Consider the following 19694-nt stretch of genomic DNA (forward strand, 5'->3'; position numbering starts at 1 on the left):
CACTCGTTCCCATCCCGAACACGACCGTTAAGCCCTCCAGCGCCGATGGTACTTGGACCGCAGGGTCCTGGAAGAGTAGGACGTCGCCAGGCATACATAATAAAACAAAGCATCCAGCTTATAGTTGGATGCTTTGTTTTATTATGTAAAGAACGATAAACATAGGTCCCCATATAAACGTATTTTATGATGCTGAATAAAGTAACGAAAAACAGTTTGTTGCTATTGCTCGGTAGATTTTTTTCCTAATGAGGGGGCTAGAGATCTATACGCGTAAAGAGACTGGATCTTATCGGATTCTAAAACAAACAAATTGCATGGTAGTGAATAAAGTAGGGAAGTTCTGAGCGACTAGGATAGTGTTATTCTAAAAGTTATTTTCATGATTGAAACATTCTACTTAAGCTCAAGATTTGTAGTGTCATATAGCTGACTTGTGGCCTGTGGGAAAATGAAGGTTTGTATATAATTAGATGTTTTATTCGATTACTAGCTTATAACGAAAACAATAGCTTGCTGCAGTCGTTTTTCTATCTTCTATAGTGCTTTACATATCGAATGTAGGATTAACTCAGTCAGAATCGCAAGCAAGACGTTCCTAATGATCCGTTCAGTGAAAAAGATATGGAGTTCTCTAGATAACTAGGATGTTGGCTTAGAAGCGGCTATGATTGATGATATGCTATTAACAAGCCGGTTTTTAGATGAGCTCTCTTGAGATAGTATGGTTGGTATGTTAATTCAGTTTTTGTAATTTCGATAAAGTAAATTAAGGACGTTGGAAGTGCTGAAAACCCTTAATTCATCTTACTGACGACATAGTAGAAGGACTCTCGGATAACTCGGATCCTGCATTTTTATATAAAAATTTCTATTTCTTGTTGACATTATCCTTAAATCGCAGTACTATATTATTTGTGAGTTGTTACTGGATTTCAATCAGAGCACAACAAACAGTTAAGATGAATATGATATTTGGAGAGATGTCCGAGTTGGTCGAAGGAGCACGATTGGAAATCGTGTAGGCGGGCAAAACCTGTCTCGAGGGTTCGAATCCCTCTCTCTCCGCCAGATGGTTCGGTAGCTCAGTCGGTAGAGCAGAGGACTGAAAATCCTCGTGTCGGCGGTTCGATTCCGTCCCGAACCACCATAAGAAATGTGCTGGCATAGCTCAATTGGTAGAGCACCTGACTTGTAATCAGGGGGTTGTGGGTTCAAGTCCTATTGCCAGCATCCTTTATAAGATTGTAGTAAACAGTAAGTGAAATGCACTTGTGTGGTGAAGTAATTTCAGCTCAATCACCATTAATAATGCGCTGGCATAGCTCAATTGGTAGAGCACCTGACTTGTAATCAGGGGGTTGTGGGTTCAAGTCCTATTGCCAGCATTTTCGTAGGGGTGTAGTTTAGTGGTAGAACAGGAGTCTCCAAAACTTCTAGTGTGGGTTCGATTCCTACCACCCCTGCCATTTTTTATTTGGCGACATAGCCAAGTGGTAAGGCAGAGGTCTGCAAAACCTTTACCCCCGGTTCAAATCCGGGTGTCGCCTCCAAATATAAAAAGCTTGCTTGTGGCTTTCAAAAAGTCGCAAACAAGCTTTTTTATTGTTTATACGGATAATACTTTCTGATATGAGGCGTTTAGTTTTGCTACCTGTTCTTGAAATAATGATACCAACTGATCAATTTCTGTAACTAATTGATCAGAGTTGTCAGTAGGAAGAGGATTACTCTTGATAATGGCTTGGATTGCCTCTGATTGATTTTGAAGGAGTTGTTCGTATTTTGTTGCAATGGATAACTCCGTCTGGATACTTGTTTCAAAATCAGTAAGGAATTGCTGAGCAGGTTTTTGAATAGAAGGATCTTTTAATGTAGTTGCTTGTTGTTTGACCTGTTGGAATTTCTCTTTGACGCTTTCTACTGCTTTTTTATATTCCGTAATTTGAGATTTGGCCTGATTCACTTTAGGGATCATATTTTGCTCTAGATCTGTTACTTTTTGATTGGATATGGTTTTTAGTTTTGCCTCCTCTACCGATGCAGCCATTTTTTGAAGCAACATATCATTTTGATTTTCTTGTTGGATCATTTCATTCATACTCGAAACAATCGGCTGTATAGAAGATTCCCTTTTCATTACCTCTTGGGCAGATTGGCTCATTTTACAGCTGGTCGCTGTGATAAGAATGATACTAAAAATGAGTAAAAGGAGAAGATATTTTTTCAATGTTATTCAGTCCCTTCTATATAATTTGTACTAAGCCTGTTGGGTGATTAGATATTAGATGTAAGATAGGGGAAGCACCGATAAAAAATCCAAGGATAGCAATTTTTCTATGTAGTGTGTCGTCAGTAGCATGAGATGTTCTTAATCTACTTGTTACTGTGTCTTTCGTGCCTTCCTATCTACGTAGATGTGAATGGACTGTGCCTCTGTATAGGTTTTCTAATGGGATTCAGTACATTTGATTCACGGTGGAGTAATTCATCCAACAAGCTCGATTCTGTACAATCAATCAGAACATCTTATCTACGAGTATATGAGCGCAAATCGAATAGATTCCTTTTTTATGAATAAAAGTACAGAAAGATATTGCATTGTGTTTTGTCATATGGTAAGATTATTTTCGTTGACAAGTTATATGTGCCCTTAGCTCAGCTGGATAGAGTGTCTGACTACGGATCAGAAGGTCGAGGGTTCGAATCCTTCAGGGCACGCCATTACTCTTTGAGTAGAGAGATTAAATTATATAATGAGATGTGCCCTTAGCTCAGCTGGATAGAGTGTCTGACTACGGATCAGAAGGTCGAGAGTTCGAATCTTTCAGGGCACGCCATTTACTCTCTTAGGGTAAGGAATTGAATAATGTAATTAAGATGTGCCCTTAGCTCAGCTGGATAGAGTGTCTGACTACGGATCAGAAGGTCGAGGGTTCGAATCCTTCAGGGCACGCCAAATGAACGAAACCCCGCTTACGCCAGAAACCCTTGGTATAAGCGGGGTTTCGCTATGTATGTAGGCTTGTAGATGTTGTGAGAATAGACTGGATAATTCATATTATTTACCTACTTCTGGATAAATGTGCTATTTAGTGTTATCTAATTCTATCTAATGTTATTAAGTGCGTGATCATTTTGTGATCGGGAGTGTGATCGAACCCGTGATCAATCGGTGATCGGTTTGGTGATCGGTTTGGTGATCACTCGACGGTCAGTCAGAACGTCACATGGATAAAGAAGCCATAATTAGCCCTAATGTGGGTGTGAATCGAGGCTAAGTTTTGTCTGAAGTTTGTCTGTTTGAAGCTAATTAGAGCTACTATGAAGGAGCCTTTCATGGAAGAGATATCTGATAAAAGGAGTATTGTACATCTTAATAGTTGAATACTATAATGTACGCATATCAATTATATGGAAAAGAAGGGTTAACACATCATGGAAGGCTCATTTTTTAGTAGGTATAGAGGATATTCATGGAAATATCTTCGAAAGGATCTCCTCGCCGGAACGATTGTAGGTATCATTTCCCTCCCGCTGGCTATGTCTTTTGCCATTGCTTCGGGAGTGAAGCCTGAGTATGGAATTTATACTACGATTATGGCGGGTGTGCTGATTTCACTGTTAGGTGGTTCGAGATTTCAAATTGGAGGCCCGACGGGGGCTTTTATTCCGATTCTCTTAGGGATTGTGCTCACATATGGATATGAAAACTTACTGCTTGCTGGCTTGCTAGCGGGAGTCATGCTGTGTTTGATGGGGATTTTTAAACTGGGTTCATTTATTAAATACATTCCACAACCAGTTATCATCGGATTTACTGCAGGAATTGCGGTTATTATCTTCACAGGGCAAATTGCCGACTTTTTGGGTTTGACGGGAATGGAAAAGCATGAGCAATTTATTGCAAATATCGCAGAAATCATTGATCATCTTGGCTCGATTAATCCATATAGTGTCACTACTGCTATGATTTGTTTGGGGATTATGTTGCTTACAACAAAGCTATTTCCCCGAGTTCCAGGGTCATTAATCGGTTTAGTCGTTTCCACCGCCATAGCAATGTTATTTTTTTCAGACCATGTTCCTACAATCGGTACTGTATTTGGTTCGATTCCGAATACTCTTCCATCATTCCACATGCCTGATATTACGTTAGAGCGAATTCAAATGTTGTTGGCTCCTGCTTTTGTGATTGCCATCTTGGGTGGAATCGAGTCTCTGTTATCTGCTGTTGTGGCAGATGGAATGACACACACAAAGCATAATAGTAATCGTGAGTTGTTGGGTCAAGGGGTCGCAAACATTATCACGCCTATGATCGGTGGAATCCCAGCTACCGGCGCCATTGCTCGGACAGCCACTAATATTAAAAGTGGAGCTGTGTCCCCCATCTCGGGAGTGACTCATGGATTATTTGTTCTTTTGACGTTGCTATTACTGGCTCCTTACACAGCACATATTCCACTGGCAAGTATGACTCCTATCTTAATGGTAGTGGCTTGGAATATGAGTGAACGAAAACATTTTATACAAGTGCTAAAAACAAAAACAGGAGATTCCCTTGTATTACTAGCAACCTTTTTCCTCACTATTTTCACAAGCCTGACTACAGCGGTCGGCATCGGGCTTCTTTTGTCCGTTCTTCTGTTTGCCAAGCGTATGAGTGCCATGCTTGTGATGAGTAAAGTGCTTCCTGACCATAATAACAATCATGAAAAAGTGTTGCCCCATGTTGTCAATGCCACTCATGATTGTCCGCAAATTAGCATTTATACAGTTGAAGGTCCTATTTTCTTTGGAACGGCTCAGTCGTTTGAACAGAATGTTGCGAAAGCGATTTGCTGTAAACCGAAAATCTTCATTTTGCGTTTGAGACAAGTTCCTTTTATGGATGTAACAGGGGAAGCATCTTTTCGGCTTTTTCTTCATTCATTACAAAAGCAAGGTGGCTTATTGTTAGTATCAGGAATGATCCCTTCCTTAAAAGAAACCTTTCAAAAAAATGGATTGGTCCACGAAATTGGAAGCAAACATTTCTTTGATCATACAGGAAAAGCCATTGATTATGCGTTAGAGAAAATCGAGATGAACAAATGTATCGGGTGTAAGCATTTTGTTTTTCATGAATGCGTAAATTTCTCTCGCAAGAAAGAGAATGCATCGTAACCATTATAAAATTAATAAAATGGATAACTGATATGCTCCCTTCCAGCCACGATTACATGGTAGTGATCGTGGTTGTTTTGCGTCTTAATCGATACAAGAGGAATTACTAATGTGCAAGAAATATAAAATGGAAGCCTATATTTAGTGGATAATATTCTGTTAAATCATATGGGCTTATTATTTAAAGAATTATATGATCATTCCATAAACTATTGAGGAGGTGATAGGAATGAGTATCAAATTGATTGCAGGTCAACTGGTCCGTGAATGTTGCTTTACTCCAAAATGCCAAGGGATCTGTTATGTAGAAGACGGTGTTACTTACTGCACCCAATGCGATGGACAAGAAGGAAAGCCAATTAAGTAGAAATAAGTTTTCTAGCACCTGTGTTATGCAGGTGCTTTTTTGCTATACTATTCTTACATCTGATTTTGGGAGTGGTAATGGTGATAGCTTCATATGAATCCTTTTTGAATGGACTAAAACCGTCTACGTATGTGAATCTGGACATCCTTTCTCAACCAGAGTTAATTCCAGCATTGAGAGAATATCCATCTTGGAATGAGTGTGAGAATTTCTGGATGTTTTTTCGGTCAGAAAGCCAAAGAGAGCAGTTTCTAAGCAAGTATCTTAATGCGAATGATTCAGAGCAACATCGGCTCTTGGGAATAGAATTGGGTTTTCCTCCGAAGGCAGTGGACTTCTATGTAAAAATGGCTTCACAGTATGCAGCGAACCCAATCGGAACTGATAGGTGGTATTTTGCGAATAAGGTAGGAGTTCACTACCATGGTTATAACTTTGCTAGTCGTATTGATGATCTAGAGGAAAATATAAAGTGGCTATGGGAGACTTACCAAATTGTTGATGTAGCGGAAGTTCGTTTTAATAAAGAAAGTTATTCCATTCGCTATTTGAGCGATAGTGATTTACATAAAGCAGTAGAGGAAATCGTGCATGAGAGAGTACCAGTATTAGAAAGTGCGATTTGAACAAATAAGACCTCTGTGAATTTAAGACCTCTGTGAATTCTAATAAAAGAGTAGCTGTGATTGTGATCACAGTTACTCTTTTTATGTTATTGCTACTTCTAAGTTGCTGTCTGAAAGGCATTACTAAAGTTCTTTGCTGCATCTTCCTGAATACTTTTCATTACATGGCTGTATACATCCAGCGTTATGCTTGTCTTACTGTGTCCGAGTCGTTCTGATACCACCTTTGGATGTTCTCCTAGAGTCAGCATAATGGTGGCATGTGTATGCCTAGTGTCGTGAAAGCGGATGCGTGGTACTCCAGCCTTTTCTATCGTACTCCAGAAGTGTCGTCGGAGGTTACTAGGGCCTATAGGAGTGCCTTTTTTGGTACAAACGACTAGGTTGTTTTCTTTATAAGCTTGTCCAAGCCAGTTTTTGTTTCGTTTCTGTTCCCGCTGTCGCTTTTCGAGTGCGTCCACTATGTTTTCGGTAATAGCGATTGCTCTTCGGGAGGCTTTGGACTTGGGGTCTTCAAAAATGGTTCCTTCGCTGGTACAGGACAATCCTTGTCGTATGCGAATCATCTTATTTTCTAAGTCGCAATCTTCCCACCGAAGTCCAAGTATCTCGCCCATCCGCATTCCCGTGTAAATGGCCAAGAGGTAAGCAATATGAAGGGGATGCTGTTCCGTATGTGTTAGAAAAATCTTAGCTTCTTCAATGGACCAAGTCTTTTGTTCCTTATGTGATATTTTTGGAGGACTGGTGATTTTTACAGGGTTGGAGCGGATCAGCTTCCATGATACCGCTTGATCGAGAGAGCTGGAGAGAATGACATGCATATGTTTTACGTATTCTGCGGAGAGTCCTTCTGCTGACTTTTTCGCATAGAAATTCTGGATGTGCATGGGAGTGAGTTTATCTAAAGGGATATTGCCTAACTCTGGAATGAGTTTGTTATCAATAATGTACTTATAGGAGTCGTATGTTTTCAGTCGTACTCGTTGCTTGGCGGTGCTTTCGATCCAATCCAGTAGGTAGGTTCCAAGTGTACATTTGGTTGGTTCTACATACGTTCCCTTGGATACTTGATGGATGATTTGATTACATGCTTCCTCGGCTTCTTTCCTCGTTTTGAAACCTCGTCGTGTAGCTTGTCTCCTCACTCCGCGTTCATCGAGTCCGATATCAACTCGAAACATCCAAGTATGTCCTTCTCGTTTGCTTTCTTTTTTGAAAGATCCTTTCACGAAATCACCTCTAAAATAAATATGATTAATTAGTCACATTATAAACTAATCATGACTAATTAATCAACTGTGAATAGAGGACACAAAAAAGTGTGACGTAATGGCCACACCTTCAACAAAATGATCCACTCCTTATTTATCTATTTACTCACCCAAATGGATTTAATCATTACCGTTCGGGTCAAACTCTACAGAAACGACTTTGGCTAACACCGAAAATGAATCATCTTGTGGCCGGATAAAAATAGGGGGGTATTTCGGATGATCGGCTGATAAAGTAATGGCTTGTTGTTCGTCCAAAAAAACCCTACGAATCAGCATGTGATCCTGATGAATAACAGCATAGATCTTCCCCGATTCAATCGATCCATCGCTCTTAGATCCATCTTCTTCCTTTTCGATCAGCTTACAGAGAATTTTTGACCCTTTTCCTATATTTGAGCCCGACATACTATCGTCGTTCGTGATGATATAGATATATTCACCATGTGTTAGTTTTTCTGCAGGTGTCCACTCATAATCGACAGTATCGTGTAGCAGATCGACAACCTTTGTTCGGATCAAGGGTAATTTGGTATAGCTATCAATTGAGTGATCAATGCCTTTTTGTGGAACTCCCCAAACATTCCCGAAGTCTTGGAAGATGTCTTTGCGGGCAGCTGCCATGCGGTTGAAATAATGAAGAACAAAATCAAACTTTTTCTCAAAAGGGAGAGTGTTAATTTTTCCATAAATTGAATCCATTTCTTGAAACAACTCATCATCCTCTTGATCTTGATTGGCAAAAAAGAATGCAACCATTTTTGCGTAGTTATCGATATGCTGAAAAAAATGTTCCAGAACCTTTCTTGCTTCCGCAGGAGCTTTTTCTACATAACCTGCAAATGCAAGTTTGTCAGGATCCCCCCCTGTTACTTCCGCTAGTAATCGATTCACCTCATCGGATGCAGGATATTTTGGATTGTTCCTCAACTTGGATAGATAGGATCGATCAATTTTGATTCCCCGTTCGTTCATTCGATTGGCAATCTCGCTTAAGGATAAGCCACTCCTTCTTATATACTCATCGACTAACTCTGAATAGCTCATTACACTTCCATCCTTATTTAAAATGCTCCTAGTAGAAGCATCATTTTATAAACATAGTATCATGATGTTGAAAATTAATTCAACACTTTTTGATTAAATGATCGTTTAGTCATTGACAGTCTCTTTTGTGAATTGTTATAGTCTATCTACATTCATTTTTTGTGACTATAAAATCACTAAAGATGAATTGATTATCACAAACACATAGGAGGATTACATGAAATATGATCAGATGTTAAGACAATCTATTCGGGAAGCAGATCTTTCTTTAGCTCAGATTTGTCGCCGGTTACAAAAGAAAGGAACGAGGTTGGATAAGGCAATTTTAAGTAAACTTCAAAATGGAAAGTGTCCACCAGCGAAAGACGAAGTGAATATTGCTTTAGCCGAAGTCTTGGAGATGGATCCAGTACCATTTCGAATTGCTGCGGTTCAGGAAGTGGTACCGAGTGAGCTCATCCATCTTATCAAGGAGACACACACTAGATAAGGTGAATTGGCCTCCATTCCATACAATGGATCACAGCGTACTGGATGATATTCGTTCCTTGATAACCAAATATTATGATGGAAAACAGGAGGATGTATGAATGCAACCAGATCAATATCCAGAGATCTTAAAGGTAGATCATATTGCGAAAATACTGGATATCTCCAAAAGGAGAGCATATGAAGTGATGGAGTATAAAGGATTTCCACTTATCCGAATAGGACGTTTGAAGAGAGTGGAGAGAGAAGCATTTTTTCAGTGGATCAAAAAAGAAGCGAGACAAGAGGAAGAAGTGATCTGGGTAAAACGAAAAAGAACCTGCTAGAAAAAAGCAGGCCACAGATCATAAATAAAAAATATGTCCATGCCAGCGTACCATGTCCGATTGGCTTCGTAAAGGAAACAATTATGGTATAGGAAGGAAGTTTACATTGAGATTGGAAAGCTCCGAAGTTCAAGTGTGGACGTGGAGCATTGTGAGTTGGATTGTAGCTGTGGTTTTACTGAACTCAATTTTGAGTTGAGTTATTACTGAGGTGGGACAGTCAGGAATTTAACATAGTATTTTCTAACCAAAGACGACTCATGTTTTTCGTATGAGGAGATATCTGGAAAACAGCAAACATGTCATTTGTGATATTGAATTTCTAGATTGTAACTCTTACTTCACAGAATCCAATTTTGGATTCTGGATCTAGTCAATAATAGGACGATTTATCGATTCACTTCTACAAATATCCAAGATGTGCGTGATATTCAAGAGCTTGAATGTAGCGAAAAATTCTCACTCCACAATATTGAGGAGTCAGATTATATGAAAGTAAGGAGAATCAAAATACCTCCGTGATATACGAGAAGTGGGCTGTATTCAGAGCTTTAACGCGCTCAACTTTGAGCCGGTTAACTATCTAGGCAAAAAGGCGAGTTCAGAGAAAGTATATTTTAGCAAAAACGGACTTATGTTTCTCGTAATAGGCTACCGAGGCTCAAAGTGGCGGATTTTAATCTCCTCAAAATTGAGGAGATCTCCCGCACAGATCTGAGATGGGTTACTGGAGTGTATATGAGAGATGAACCACAGAACGTGAAGAATTAAATACATCCCCATTATAGGAGGAAGATTGTATATGTATAATAACCAGATAGTATTTGTCGAAGATAACCAAATGGTAACGGATTCATTAACCGTAGCGGAGGTATTTGGAAAGCGTCATGACAATGTTGTGCGTGATATTCAGGCACTTGATTGTAGCAAAGAATTCTCGCTCCTCAATTTTGAGGAACGCGAAGACACTTATCATATCAACAACCGTCGTACTTTATATCATCTAACAAAAGACGGACTCATGTTCCTTGTAATGGGCTATCGTGGATCGAAGGTAGCCAAAATGAAAGAGAGATATATTCAAGAGTTTAACCGTATGGAACAGTACATCAAAAGTGGTGGCTTCCGTGTTCCTAATACCCTGCAAGAAGCCTTACTTCTGGCGGCCAACCTTGAAGAAGAACGCTTGTTACTGGAAGAGAAAGTGAACGAGCAGGCTCCAAAAGAGGAGTTTCACAACAAAGTCCTTAGGCCAGGAGAGCGACGAAAAGCGTGTGAATCTCTACATTGAATAGGAATGAAAGCCAGAGATGATGAGATCGTCAGAACCAGAGTAACTAGAGGAAAAGAAAATGTACATTTTATGTTGCAGGGCGGCTTCGGTCGCCTTTTCTCTTCCGTACATAAATCATCAAAGGAGATAACCGATGGAGACGGAGTTACAACTATATGAAATTAACACCCCTTATATCCATATCCCAAATGAATTAAAAGAGTTGGATCAATGGGTGCTCTATAATGACTCCAAAGCACCGATGCAAGTGGACAACACATTTGCGAAACCAAATGATCCGTCCACATGGAACGACTACTGGGCGGTACTAGAAGCTAAGAAAAATAGATCGCGTGATTTTCGGGGGATTGGCTTTGTTGTTCAGAAAAGCAACGGTTACGTTCTAATCGATATCGATCAATGTAGGGATCGAGAAACAAGTGCCATTCAGGATTGGGCAGTGGAGATTATCCAGAAATGTAATAGCTATACCGAGGTCAGTCCGAGCGGTACCGGCGTGCATATATTTGTCCGAGGAAAGAAGATAAGGAACGGCAATAAAAAGCGGCTACATAACGGAGCCATCGAGATATATGACGAGAGACGATATTTTACTATGACCGGACATCATGTAGCTGGGACACCGACGGAGATTATGAACAGGAGCCAAGAAATCGCAGATATTTGTAATACGTATCTAACGGATTCGTCTCCTGGAAAAGAAGTCCCAAATGGAATAACTCCTTCCTTAACGGATGCTGAAATTATAAAGAGAGCTTCGAATGATAAGAATGGAACCGAGTTTCAGCGATTTTTTTTCAGCGGTCATGGTGAGGATGAAAGCAGTTCCGAAATGATCGTTTGCAATCACTTAGCCTTCTATACCCAGGATCCTGACCAAATCTATCGCATTTTACAAAATAGCATGCTCGTACGCGATAAATGGGACAAGCCGATCCGTACCGGTGGAGAATCATACATCATGTACACCATCCAGAAAGCAATTGAGAGTACGACCCATCACTATGATCCAACCATCCATACCCATCCCCCTGTTTTGGAGGAAGAGGAAATAACCAGCCCACGCCAGGTTGAGGTATTGCCCTTTCCAGTTGATATCTTCTCAGCCCCTGTTCGAAACTTTATTGAGGAAGTGACTCGAAGTATTAATATTCCTACCGATCTTGTTGCCCACCACGTTACTCCTGTTTTGGGAACTGCTATTGGAAATGTAGCAGAGGTTCAGATATCCAATGGATTTGTTGGAAAGAGCAACCTTTATTCCCTGCTTCTTGCCCCATCTGGCTCAGCCAAGACCCCCGGATTTAATCATGCGGTTGCCCCACTTAAAAAAATACAGCGCAAGATGTATCAGAAATATCGAAATGAATGGGACTTCTATGAGATGGAGCTTCAACAGTACCAAACGGAAAAATCGCAATGGAAAAAAGGCGAAGAGATCCCCGAACCGCCAAAAGAACCCATCCTCCAAGAAATTTATGCAGAAGATACAACCACAGAGGGGCTAAAAGAAACTCTTTACAACAATAAGCGAGGCATCATTTTGCTACATGATGAAATGCGCGGACTTTTTAACGGGCTAAACCAGTACCGAGGTGGGAAGGGGAACGATGCCGACTTCTATCTCAAATTATGGAACGGTGATGATATCAAGGTGAACCGGAAGGGAGATCGTCCGAAATACATCACGGAACCATTCGCAGCGATGGCAGGAAGTATTCAGCCAAGTGAGTTTAATAAATTAGGAATTGTGAAGGATGACGGGGACGGCTTTTTATCTCGTTTCCTCATTAGCTACCCAGAAGTTCCGAAGATTCGTGATTTAGTTTGGACAAGCCCTGATCCAAAAACAATCGAAGAATACGAGGAATTTGTCCAAAAACTGGAAATGATTCCATATGGAGAGAAGCCAATCCCCATTTTGGTGAATTCAGAAGCCGAATATCAATTAAATGTCTGGCATTTTACTCACATTCGAGAGTCCCACGCTCATGATCCGGATACGCGTATGGCTTGGAATAAGATGCTAAATCATCTCTTGCGTATTCTCTTGATCATCCACGTCATGCGGCATGTAAATGGAGAAGTTGAATTAGAGCTCGCGGATGAAGAGAGCATGGATCGTGCGATTCGGCTTATTGAATACTACAAGAGTCATGCGATTAAGGTGTACGCGAAATCAAAGAATATTAACCCGCAAGATACCATCTTAGAAAAGATGGCAGAGTATGTGGAAGCGTGTGGTGGTCAGTTGAGCGCACGGGATGCCCAGCGGAACAAAGGAAACTTGTTTGGAAAAAAGAAGAAAACCGTTCTAGCTAACCTGCAAAAGCTAGTTGATGAAGGATATGGAACGATACAGAAAGAGAAAGCCGGAAAGAGCAATCGGGAAGTATGGATATTTCATTTGTCGTAGGTTTGTCGATCATTTGTCGGTGACCTTTTCGACAAGGAAACGCTTGGTATATCTAGGTTGAGGTCATTTGTCGATTTGTCGCTATCTAGTATATATATCTGTTTTTAAATATATATATACCCACACAAATAGAAAGGAAAGTCTTACTATATAGATCGACAAATGACAAATCGACAAATCGAGGGAAATCCCTTATATATCAAGGGATTTACTGAAAATGAATCTACGACAAATGAAATGACAAACGAAAATCCTCCCATATCAAAACAGCAGTAAACCTTACAGTATCAAGGCTTTGTGAGCTTTTACGAATGTTCGACAAATGAAAAATAGGCGGTGAAAAATGAACAAGGTACTGGAGAAAGAGCTACGAAAGATTGGATGGCTCATCTATCCAAATGATGAAGCCCTTCAAATTCAACTTAGCCGCAATCATCATATCTTTATCTTCAAGGAAGGTGAGGGGTGGATCGTGTGGACCACTACCTATCAAGACAGCCAACAACCGGTTAAAGAGAAGGTTAGGAAAGTTACGAGAGACATATACCTCGCGATCGAGGATGCGCATAGCTATATAGAGTGGTATCGAAAGAATGTGCAACACAAGGAATGGAAAGCTCCACAGATAGAGAGATTGGGGGAGTCAATTAATGACAGAGCTAGAGTATCAACAGGCACTTGCTAGACTCATCAAGGGAGCGGAGTACCTGGAGCGTACCGACCTTACACCCAAGCAACGTGAGCAAGCGGACAAGCTTTATGATGAGCTAACTAGGAAAATACTCATCTATCAGGGGATGGAGTGGGCCATTTATGATCCGAATAAAAAATAGGGATTCTACTTGACACTAATAGGATAGATATAGATATGAGGAATCACAACGAGGGATATATTAGAAATAACAAGGGGATCATAAAAATGAAATTTTGTCAAGTTGACAGATCTGACAGAATGGACAGTTTAGACAAAAGTGGTGATGATCTCTTTGATTCTGTTACAATGGGATCACGATCCGGAATATCGTATATGGGTGGGCCAAATGGCTCGCCTTTTTTTATTGTCTATTTGAAGGGTGATGAAAAATGGATATGCAAAAGATTTCTGTAGATCAGTTCAATCTAGCAAACAAGTGGAAGAATTTACAACTCCAAGGGTTCCCCGGTAGGGATTTTTACAGAGCGAAAGAAGAAGGAACTTCTGACATACGATTATTATCTCGGGAGGCTAGTGATGCAGTAAGACTGTTTATGGAACAGCAAAACGAATGAATATATAGAATAAGGAAGGTGAAGAGAGATGCCAGGTGGTAGACCAGAGAAGCTAACACCAGAAATACAACAGAAGATCGTGGATTCTCTTCGTATGGGAAATTACATTGAGACAGCCGCGGCGTACTCTGGGATAAGCAAGAGTACCCTGTATGATTGGTTGAAAAAAGGAGCTCGTGAGGAAAATGGAAAATATAAGAATTTTTCGGACGCAGTTCAAAAAGCAATGGCTGAGGCGGAAATGAGGGACGTGGCCGTCATCTCCCAGGCATCTAAAGAGAACTGGCAGGCATCGGCATGGAGGTTGGAACGGAAGTATCCGAATAGATGGGGACGGAAGACGCAACACGAGATCAGTGGCAAGGATGGGAAACCTATCGAGATTGCACCTAAACAACTATTGGCAGATAAGTTGGAGCAGTTGGCCAAGAAGAGAGAAGAAGAAAAGCCCTAGTCTATAAATGGCTAGGGCTGGTGTTGTGATAGTTTTAGATGGCGTGAAGGATTTCTCTAATAAGTTTTTCGTGGTTGCAAATTTCAGTGGTGTTAAATGCAGCTACTGGAGTAGAAACCCCGGATTTTAAAATTAACATGATTTCATGTTTTTGGTAGTAGAGGATGGTGATGTCTCGTAAGGTATACACCTCATGTTCTAATTTGTGTACAGCTTCGAATAGTTGATTGTAGCTTCGGCATTCTCGGATTTTAACTTCCAATTGGTATTCCTCCTCTTATGCCTATAGTGGCTAGCACTGGATCATTTCAGATCAATTCGTTGAAAGCGTATATACTGGTTTAGTACTTCTAAAGCTGCTTGATGAGTATCGCATTCAAAGGCTTCTTCAGCCATTTTCTTAGCTGTCGCTTCCAATCCAGTATTTTCTAGGGCGACCCGGGCCATATGGATCACCTTAGCGGTGTTACTTGGCAAATCTCGATTCAATAGGATTACAGTCGGTTGGTACAATGGTATCCCTCCTATATAGTGGGTATTTCATTCACATGATAGCGTGATTTCATATGTACATCAACTTATTAACGCATTAACGTAACAAAACACTCATTTTGTTACGTTAGATAAGATTATTTTTTAATTAATAACCTTAATAAGATTATTTCCCCTACGGTCTTAAGCTAATGCGGTGATGTAACCACTAGGAGGGACGAAAAATGCTAAACAAAAATGACGATCAATATGTAATAAATTGGGAACTTATGAGGAGCAAGTGATATTCTTAAACCTCTCCCAATGCCCGCAACTACTAGCAATAAACTTTGAAGAATCCTACCAGAAGTAGAAACTCCCTATCTGTACTTTGTCCTTCGATTAAGAATGGAGGGCTTTTGTGTGGATTGCTTGATTATGAGTTACACTACTTATAAACTGGGGATAAGAATCATCGCACGGAAAGGGGTGTCAGGATGGGGAAATCAATAAATGAGATGGAAACCTATACCTATGCGGACTTAAAGAAATTGGATTCCGCAGAAGGGGAGCATTGGGAGCTAGTGAACGGAACGCCATATTTGCAGGCAAGACCCTCATATCGCCATCAAGAGATTGCTGGGAACCTCTTCTTTGTCTTCAAACAATATCTAAAGGGAAAGAAATGTACGGTTCACCAAGAGTCTGAGGTGAATTTATCTCCCGCAAAAGAAGAGGATGAGATTATAACTCTTGTGGTTCCAGACCTCTTTATAACGTGTCATCCTGAAAAGATCGATGGCCAGAAATTTAATGGGGTACCTGAGTTGATCATTGAAATTCTCTCGAAGGATTATCGAAAAGACCGGTGGAGAAACTTCAATCTGTATCGAGATGCAGGAGTAAAAGAATACTGGATTGTGGATCAATACCGAAATAGTGTAGATGTTTTTGTTCTAAGAGACGGTGAATTCAAATTACATGGATACTATGGATTAGGAGAAGGAGAAGAAAATATCATTCGGGTAAACATCTTGGAAGACTTAGAAGTCCATGTAAGTGATATTTTTGCTCAGTAGGTGGATCATGAAAAAACACACGTGGGTACAGGGTCAACTACTTCAAACCAACAAAACATTCTCTCATCTGAAAATGAAGCAGAGAGAATGGATTATCAACACTATGAGAGAGAATTGTATGGCTGTACTTGAAAAGAAAAGGAAGCCACTCAGTAAGGGAGAGAAGGAAACGATTTTGCTAGAGGTGCTCGATTCCATAAAGCAACATGGCATCTGGATTCCGGAACATGAGGTAAGCAACGTTTTCTCGAAGAAAGTAGCAAGATATCAAAGGAAATTTTTGGGCGAGATTAGCGATGAAACCAATACCTGTTAGAGACGATAGAACGTTCTACTAGTATAGTAGCTAGATGGAGCGTTCTATTTTTGTTGGTTTTAACAGGGAGGTTAGACGTATTTGGATGAAAATTCAATCTCTCGCTCTTTCTATTAGTATTTTGTCGGGGGAAGAACAAGAACTCCTCGCCTCTCTATTGGCAGGAGGTGGATTTGGTAAGCTGAGTATGTCATCGATTAAGTACGATCAGGAAGGGTAAAGAGATTGGCTCTCGTTGCTTCTACTCCAGCCGATGCACGGGATGTGATGATTCAAGGAGAGAGTGGTATTCTTACGATTAGTCTTCCTCTGAGTGGAAGTATCCGCAGGAAAGATGGGATATATTAATGTTCGGCTTGCGATTCGACGTAAATCCATGGGCGGCGGTCATTACAATCGCACCGAAGCCAACTCATCTAATTCAATCTATCGTCAGAGTGGTGGCGATTAGATAAAAAAGAATGCCAAAGATTAAATTCGTAACCTTATAATTGATAACGTCTGCATTACTAGTTGGGTGTGGAGACAAAAGCAATCAGGCAGATTCAATAAAGAAGCCGGAAACCAAAGAAGTTACAGTTAAAGAGGTTATGAATCAAAAAATGAGTTCTGCCAAGAAAACAGATGATATGATAGTGGACATGAATGGGAAATATCATATAGAGATGCCAGGGGTTAATCTAGATGGGAATTTCAATGCTAAAGTTGAAAGTACTTCTAATCCGAAGGCTACCCATGTGAATGGGAGTTACGAAATAATGGGGAAGAAGTTAGATATGGAAGCATATGTTTTTGATAAAAAAGAAACTTACTTCAAGATGAGCGGCCTTCCTGATGCACCAGAGGGATGGCATAAATCAACCAATCCACCAAAAGAATTGCAATTTGAAGATGCGCCTAATCAATCAAAGAACAGCTTAGAAGCCATTGATAAATCATATGCCGCCTTTAAAGATGATCCAGATTCCTACACGATCAAGAAAGAAAATGGTACATATGTTGTTACATTTGATTCATCCAAGGTAAAGAATCCAGATCAATTGCGTGAGGTTTTAAATATGCAATTGATAAAGGACTTAAAGATGGAGGATTAAAGGACAAGATACAAAGAGATCAATTGAAAATTGACCATATTAAACAAGTATTCACTCTTGATGAAAAGACATTAGAGGTAAGAAAACTAGATGAAAAAATGGCAATTTCGATCGAAGATCAAGAACAAGGAATGAAGTGGGAGTACGATAATACAATGAACTTCAAAGGTGCTCCGACATCTCCGATTACCGTGCCGGAAGATGTGAAAAAGCAGGCCAAATCATTAAAAATATAACCATCTTGTGTAGGAAAGAAAGACTACTATGTCCAAAAAATAAACCTAATGTTCTATAAGCCACGCCCCTCAAGAGGGGTGGAGATCATCGAAATGGAAACGGTGGATGGTTTGATCATTCGTCTACCATTGCTAGACATAATGAGAGTAAGGATTGGCGACGATGTAACATTTTTTTGTGGCAAGAGCTACGATATTTTTTCAGATAACAAAAAAGGCCACCGCACATGACCTGAGTGAACCTAAAATCGTACGTAGGAGATAGACAAAACAGAGCATTTCTTAGTATACCATGGATATAAAAAATGAACTGCATCTCCAACACGGGTGCAGTTCATTTTCGTAGCTACTCTGTAATAACGACCGTTCCCCCACAATTGGCCGACACCTTTTTATTATCGCTCCATTCGCTTCTAACTTACTATTGTATATTTGATTGGTTATAATGGAGACAGGGTTGCGGAATCTTCAGACGTTGCGAACCAATGATTCGTCACTGAGAAATTCTCTCTTCACGAGAACGCGACTGTCTATTTTTATTGGATAACAACATACATTGTAAGAATACGCCAACAAAAGCAAGTACCGCAAAAAACGACCAAGATAAGGAAATATTTCTTGTTAATAAGTATCCTACAATGAAGGGACCGATTGCGTTACTGATTCCATAAAGGAGCTGATAACTCGAAATGCTTTGCCCTCTTTTCTCGGTGGGTCCCAATTCCCCCACAATCGTTGCAGACGCTGGATAAAAAAGTTGTTCTCCACAACTAAAGAGAAGAATTCCGACGAAAAGAAGTGGAACAAAAAAATTCAAGTGTACAGATCCTAAAAACGCACTTCCTAAGAAAATGGTATAAGATAAGCCTAAAATAGCCGAACCGACAATCATTTTTTGCAAATCGCTTAAGCGACGTGTAAAAAACAGCAAAGGAATCTGAAGGACCAGAACGGCAAGACTATTTACTGTAAATAACACACCAGAAATCCAGCTAAGGTCTGGACTTATTTCCTTTGTAAAAGCTGGTACTGTGAAAACTAAAGCAACGTACATAAAGGTAATCGGAGCAACTGCTACTAAAAAACGGATTAAGTTTGAGTCGTATGAAAATCGAATCGTCCAAGCTTTTTTGGGAGTTGGTTCTTTTTTTACAATTGGTTGGTTTTGTAATGGGATTTTTGCAATCAACACTGCTGCAATAAGAAAACTGATTGCATCTATGAATATTAACAGCTCATAAGTAAATGGTGTATTGAATACTGCTATGACACCTGTACCTAGGATCATCCCTAAAGAATTTCCTAAATTTCGTAAGCTCCGAGAACCTCCAAACCACATCGTTCTATTCTCACTGGGAACAAGTTGTGAAATGAGCGCTTGGTTCGCAATTGGCCATGCCCGCTGTCCCCAGATAATAATGGTCGCTGCGATCGTCACTCCCCAAACATTATGGAATATCAAATATCCAAGAGTTCCGATTCCTCGTAATACAAAACTTGCAAGAGCAGCAGGCTTTGTACCTAATCGATCCACGACCATACCGCAAACAGGAATGGCAAGTATTCCAGCCAATGCACTGATCGATAGCATTTGACCTACTTGTTCCAACGAAAGACCACTCGTCTTTAGAAAAAAAAGAACTAAAAATGGCATGGTTAATCCTGAGCCGAACGAATCTAGAAACAATGCTCCTAGAAGGGGTACACTCCAAGGTTGTGAATGAACTACTTTCTTTATTGTCGAATACTGAAACCAGGAACTCAATA

Annotated in this window: 23 protein-coding genes, 9 tRNA genes and 1 rRNA gene; 27 read left to right on the forward strand and 6 right to left on the reverse strand. The window is 40.2% G+C overall.

The features are described 5' to 3' along the window. The 7 genes from rrf to J2Z48_RS08575 form a co-directional block, all read left to right on the forward strand. Positions 1-92: ribosomal RNA gene (rrf, locus tag J2Z48_RS08545) — 5S ribosomal RNA — on the forward strand; the annotation flags it as partial. Positions 93-977: 885 nt separating this feature from the next. After that, positions 978-1071, forward strand: a tRNA-Ser gene (locus J2Z48_RS08550). A gap of 3 nt (positions 1072-1074) precedes the next feature. Beyond that, positions 1075-1150 (forward strand) — tRNA-Phe (locus J2Z48_RS08555). 10 nt (positions 1151-1160) lie between these two features. Then, positions 1161-1233, forward strand: a tRNA-Thr gene (locus J2Z48_RS08560). An 82-nt stretch (positions 1234-1315) separates the two neighbouring features. Further along, positions 1316-1388 (forward strand) — tRNA-Thr (locus J2Z48_RS08565). Positions 1389-1395: 7 nt separating this feature from the next. Then, positions 1396-1469: transfer RNA gene (locus tag J2Z48_RS08570), tRNA-Trp, on the forward strand. Between the two features lie 10 nt (positions 1470-1479). Further along, positions 1480-1553: transfer RNA gene (locus J2Z48_RS08575), tRNA-Cys, on the forward strand. Positions 1554-1609: 56 nt separating this feature from the next. Here J2Z48_RS08575 and J2Z48_RS08580 read toward each other — a convergent pair. Further along, a complete protein-coding gene (locus J2Z48_RS08580; protein WP_307252693.1) occupies positions 1610-2140 on the reverse strand; it encodes a hypothetical protein in 531 nt (176 codons plus the stop codon). 507 nt (positions 2141-2647) lie between these two features. On the opposite strand from J2Z48_RS08580, the gene J2Z48_RS08585 reads away from it, so the two are divergent. The 6 genes from J2Z48_RS08585 (at position 2648) to J2Z48_RS08610 (ending at position 6162) form a co-directional block, all read left to right on the forward strand. Next, positions 2648-2724: transfer RNA gene (locus tag J2Z48_RS08585), tRNA-Arg, on the forward strand. 39 nt (positions 2725-2763) lie between these two features. Continuing rightward, positions 2764-2840: transfer RNA gene (locus J2Z48_RS08590), tRNA-Arg, on the forward strand. Between the two features lie 42 nt (positions 2841-2882). Continuing rightward, positions 2883-2959: transfer RNA gene (locus tag J2Z48_RS08595), tRNA-Arg, on the forward strand. A 479-nt stretch (positions 2960-3438) separates the two neighbouring features. Continuing rightward, positions 3439-5169, forward strand: a complete 1731-nt coding sequence (locus J2Z48_RS08600) for a SulP family inorganic anion transporter (protein ID WP_307252695.1) — start codon at positions 3439-3441, stop codon at positions 5167-5169. A 229-nt stretch (positions 5170-5398) separates the two neighbouring features. Further along, positions 5399-5536: a hypothetical protein gene (locus tag J2Z48_RS08605; RefSeq protein ID WP_307252697.1), complete on the forward strand. Its 138-nt coding sequence runs from the start codon at positions 5399-5401 to the stop codon at positions 5534-5536. A 77-nt stretch (positions 5537-5613) separates the two neighbouring features. Next, a complete protein-coding gene (locus tag J2Z48_RS08610) occupies positions 5614-6162 on the forward strand; it encodes a hypothetical protein (RefSeq protein WP_307252699.1) in 549 nt (182 codons plus the stop codon). Positions 6163-6260: 98 nt separating this feature from the next. On the opposite strand, the gene J2Z48_RS08615 is transcribed toward J2Z48_RS08610, so the two are convergent. Then, positions 6261-7394, reverse strand: coding sequence for a tyrosine-type recombinase/integrase (locus tag J2Z48_RS08615; RefSeq protein ID WP_307252701.1), 1134 nt, complete (start codon positions 7392-7394; stop codon positions 6261-6263). A 162-nt stretch (positions 7395-7556) separates the two neighbouring features. Further along, a complete protein-coding gene (locus J2Z48_RS08620; protein WP_307252703.1) occupies positions 7557-8483 on the reverse strand; it encodes a LexA family transcriptional regulator in 927 nt (308 codons plus the stop codon). A 217-nt stretch (positions 8484-8700) separates the two neighbouring features. Here J2Z48_RS08620 and J2Z48_RS08625 point away from each other — a divergent pair, with 217 nt between their 5' ends. From J2Z48_RS08625 to J2Z48_RS08660, 8 genes are all read left to right on the forward strand, one after another. After that, on the forward strand, positions 8701-8973 hold the full coding sequence (locus J2Z48_RS08625) for an XRE family transcriptional regulator (RefSeq protein WP_307252704.1): 273 nt from the start codon (positions 8701-8703) through the stop codon (positions 8971-8973). A gap of 100 nt (positions 8974-9073) precedes the next feature. Further along, positions 9074-9298, forward strand: a complete 225-nt coding sequence (locus J2Z48_RS08630; protein WP_307252705.1) for a helix-turn-helix domain-containing protein — start codon at positions 9074-9076, stop codon at positions 9296-9298. 802 nt (positions 9299-10100) lie between these two features. After that, entirely contained in the window at positions 10101-10589 is a 489-nt protein-coding gene (locus tag J2Z48_RS08635) for a Rha family transcriptional regulator (RefSeq protein WP_307252708.1), read from the forward strand. Between the two features lie 136 nt (positions 10590-10725). Next, positions 10726-13008: a phage NrS-1 polymerase family protein gene (locus J2Z48_RS08640; RefSeq protein ID WP_307252710.1), complete on the forward strand. Its 2283-nt coding sequence runs from the start codon at positions 10726-10728 to the stop codon at positions 13006-13008. A gap of 343 nt (positions 13009-13351) precedes the next feature. After that, on the forward strand, positions 13352-13693 hold the full coding sequence (locus J2Z48_RS08645; protein ID WP_307252711.1) for a hypothetical protein: 342 nt from the start codon (positions 13352-13354) through the stop codon (positions 13691-13693). Beyond that, positions 13659-13841, forward strand: a complete 183-nt coding sequence (locus tag J2Z48_RS08650; protein ID WP_307252713.1) for a hypothetical protein — start codon at positions 13659-13661, stop codon at positions 13839-13841. The genes J2Z48_RS08645 and J2Z48_RS08650 overlap by 35 nt, the downstream gene beginning before the upstream one ends. Before the next feature lie 250 nt (positions 13842-14091). Continuing rightward, a complete protein-coding gene (locus tag J2Z48_RS08655) occupies positions 14092-14277 on the forward strand; it encodes a hypothetical protein (protein WP_307252715.1) in 186 nt (61 codons plus the stop codon). 28 nt (positions 14278-14305) lie between these two features. Next, a complete protein-coding gene (locus tag J2Z48_RS08660) occupies positions 14306-14731 on the forward strand; it encodes a hypothetical protein (protein WP_307252717.1) in 426 nt (141 codons plus the stop codon). Between the two features lie 34 nt (positions 14732-14765). On the opposite strand, the gene J2Z48_RS08665 is transcribed toward J2Z48_RS08660, so the two are convergent. Beyond that, a complete protein-coding gene (locus J2Z48_RS08665) occupies positions 14766-14993 on the reverse strand; it encodes a hypothetical protein (RefSeq protein WP_307252719.1) in 228 nt (75 codons plus the stop codon). A gap of 41 nt (positions 14994-15034) precedes the next feature. After that, positions 15035-15244 carry a hypothetical protein gene (locus J2Z48_RS08670; RefSeq protein WP_307252721.1) on the reverse strand — a complete coding sequence of 70 codons (210 nt, stop codon included), beginning with the start codon at positions 15242-15244 and terminating at the stop codon, positions 15035-15037. A gap of 455 nt (positions 15245-15699) precedes the next feature. On the opposite strand from J2Z48_RS08670, the gene J2Z48_RS08675 reads away from it, so the two are divergent. The 6 genes from J2Z48_RS08675 (at position 15700) to J2Z48_RS08700 (ending at position 17927) form a co-directional block, all read left to right on the forward strand. Then, complete coding sequence (locus J2Z48_RS08675; protein WP_307252722.1) at positions 15700-16281, forward strand: Uma2 family endonuclease; 582 nt, start codon at positions 15700-15702, stop codon at positions 16279-16281. A 7-nt stretch (positions 16282-16288) separates the two neighbouring features. Continuing rightward, positions 16289-16597: a transposase gene (locus J2Z48_RS08680; RefSeq protein ID WP_307252723.1), complete on the forward strand. Its 309-nt coding sequence runs from the start codon at positions 16289-16291 to the stop codon at positions 16595-16597. Between the two features lie 85 nt (positions 16598-16682). Continuing rightward, entirely contained in the window at positions 16683-16817 is a 135-nt protein-coding gene (locus J2Z48_RS08685) for a hypothetical protein (protein WP_307252725.1), read from the forward strand. Positions 16818-16822: 5 nt separating this feature from the next. Then, positions 16823-16945: a hypothetical protein gene (locus J2Z48_RS08690; RefSeq protein ID WP_307252726.1), complete on the forward strand. Its 123-nt coding sequence runs from the start codon at positions 16823-16825 to the stop codon at positions 16943-16945. 242 nt (positions 16946-17187) lie between these two features. Beyond that, positions 17188-17691, forward strand: coding sequence for a DUF6612 family protein (locus J2Z48_RS08695; protein ID WP_307252728.1), 504 nt, complete (start codon positions 17188-17190; stop codon positions 17689-17691). Between the two features lie 23 nt (positions 17692-17714). After that, positions 17715-17927: a DUF6612 family protein gene (locus J2Z48_RS08700; RefSeq protein WP_307252729.1), complete on the forward strand. Its 213-nt coding sequence runs from the start codon at positions 17715-17717 to the stop codon at positions 17925-17927. 493 nt (positions 17928-18420) lie between these two features. Here the strand turns inward: J2Z48_RS08700 and J2Z48_RS08705 are convergent, their stop codons facing one another. Next, entirely contained in the window at positions 18421-19692 is a 1272-nt protein-coding gene (locus J2Z48_RS08705) for an MFS transporter (RefSeq protein ID WP_307252730.1), read from the reverse strand. Between the last annotated feature and the right edge of the window lie 2 nt (positions 19693-19694).

Source organism: Croceifilum oryzae, assembly GCF_030814315.1.
GTDB classification, from domain to species: Bacteria; Bacillota; Bacilli; order Thermoactinomycetales; family Thermoactinomycetaceae; genus Baia; species Baia oryzae.

What these genes read in the sequence shown, in the direction of transcription:
- J2Z48_RS08580 (WP_307252693.1), bottom strand. Translation starts at nt 2,140, where the DNA reads ATGAAAAGGGAATCTTCTATACAGCCGATTGTTTCGAGTATGAATGAA.
- J2Z48_RS08600 (WP_307252695.1), top strand. Translation starts at nt 3,439, where the DNA reads ATGGAAGGCTCATTTTTTAGTAGGTATAGAGGATATTCATGGAAATAT.
- J2Z48_RS08605 (WP_307252697.1), top strand. Translation starts at nt 5,399, where the DNA reads ATGAGTATCAAATTGATTGCAGGTCAACTGGTCCGTGAATGTTGCTTT.
- J2Z48_RS08610 (WP_307252699.1), top strand. Translation starts at nt 5,614, where the DNA reads ATGGTGATAGCTTCATATGAATCCTTTTTGAATGGACTAAAACCGTCT.
- J2Z48_RS08620 (WP_307252703.1), bottom strand. Translation starts at nt 8,483, where the DNA reads ATGAGCTATTCAGAGTTAGTCGATGAGTATATAAGAAGGAGTGGCTTA.
- J2Z48_RS08625 (WP_307252704.1), top strand. Translation starts at nt 8,701, where the DNA reads ATGAAATATGATCAGATGTTAAGACAATCTATTCGGGAAGCAGATCTT.
- J2Z48_RS08630 (WP_307252705.1), top strand. Translation starts at nt 9,074, where the DNA reads ATGCAACCAGATCAATATCCAGAGATCTTAAAGGTAGATCATATTGCG.
- J2Z48_RS08635 (WP_307252708.1), top strand. Translation starts at nt 10,101, where the DNA reads ATGTATAATAACCAGATAGTATTTGTCGAAGATAACCAAATGGTAACG.
- J2Z48_RS08640 (WP_307252710.1), top strand. Translation starts at nt 10,726, where the DNA reads ATGGAGACGGAGTTACAACTATATGAAATTAACACCCCTTATATCCAT.
- J2Z48_RS08645 (WP_307252711.1), top strand. Translation starts at nt 13,352, where the DNA reads ATGAACAAGGTACTGGAGAAAGAGCTACGAAAGATTGGATGGCTCATC.
- J2Z48_RS08650 (WP_307252713.1), top strand. Translation starts at nt 13,659, where the DNA reads ATGACAGAGCTAGAGTATCAACAGGCACTTGCTAGACTCATCAAGGGA.
- J2Z48_RS08655 (WP_307252715.1), top strand. Translation starts at nt 14,092, where the DNA reads ATGGATATGCAAAAGATTTCTGTAGATCAGTTCAATCTAGCAAACAAG.
- J2Z48_RS08660 (WP_307252717.1), top strand. Translation starts at nt 14,306, where the DNA reads ATGCCAGGTGGTAGACCAGAGAAGCTAACACCAGAAATACAACAGAAG.
- J2Z48_RS08675 (WP_307252722.1), top strand. Translation starts at nt 15,700, where the DNA reads ATGGGGAAATCAATAAATGAGATGGAAACCTATACCTATGCGGACTTA.
- J2Z48_RS08680 (WP_307252723.1), top strand. Translation starts at nt 16,289, where the DNA reads ATGAAAAAACACACGTGGGTACAGGGTCAACTACTTCAAACCAACAAA.
- J2Z48_RS08685 (WP_307252725.1), top strand. Translation starts at nt 16,683, where the DNA reads ATGAAAATTCAATCTCTCGCTCTTTCTATTAGTATTTTGTCGGGGGAA.
- J2Z48_RS08695 (WP_307252728.1), top strand. Translation starts at nt 17,188, where the DNA reads ATGAATCAAAAAATGAGTTCTGCCAAGAAAACAGATGATATGATAGTG.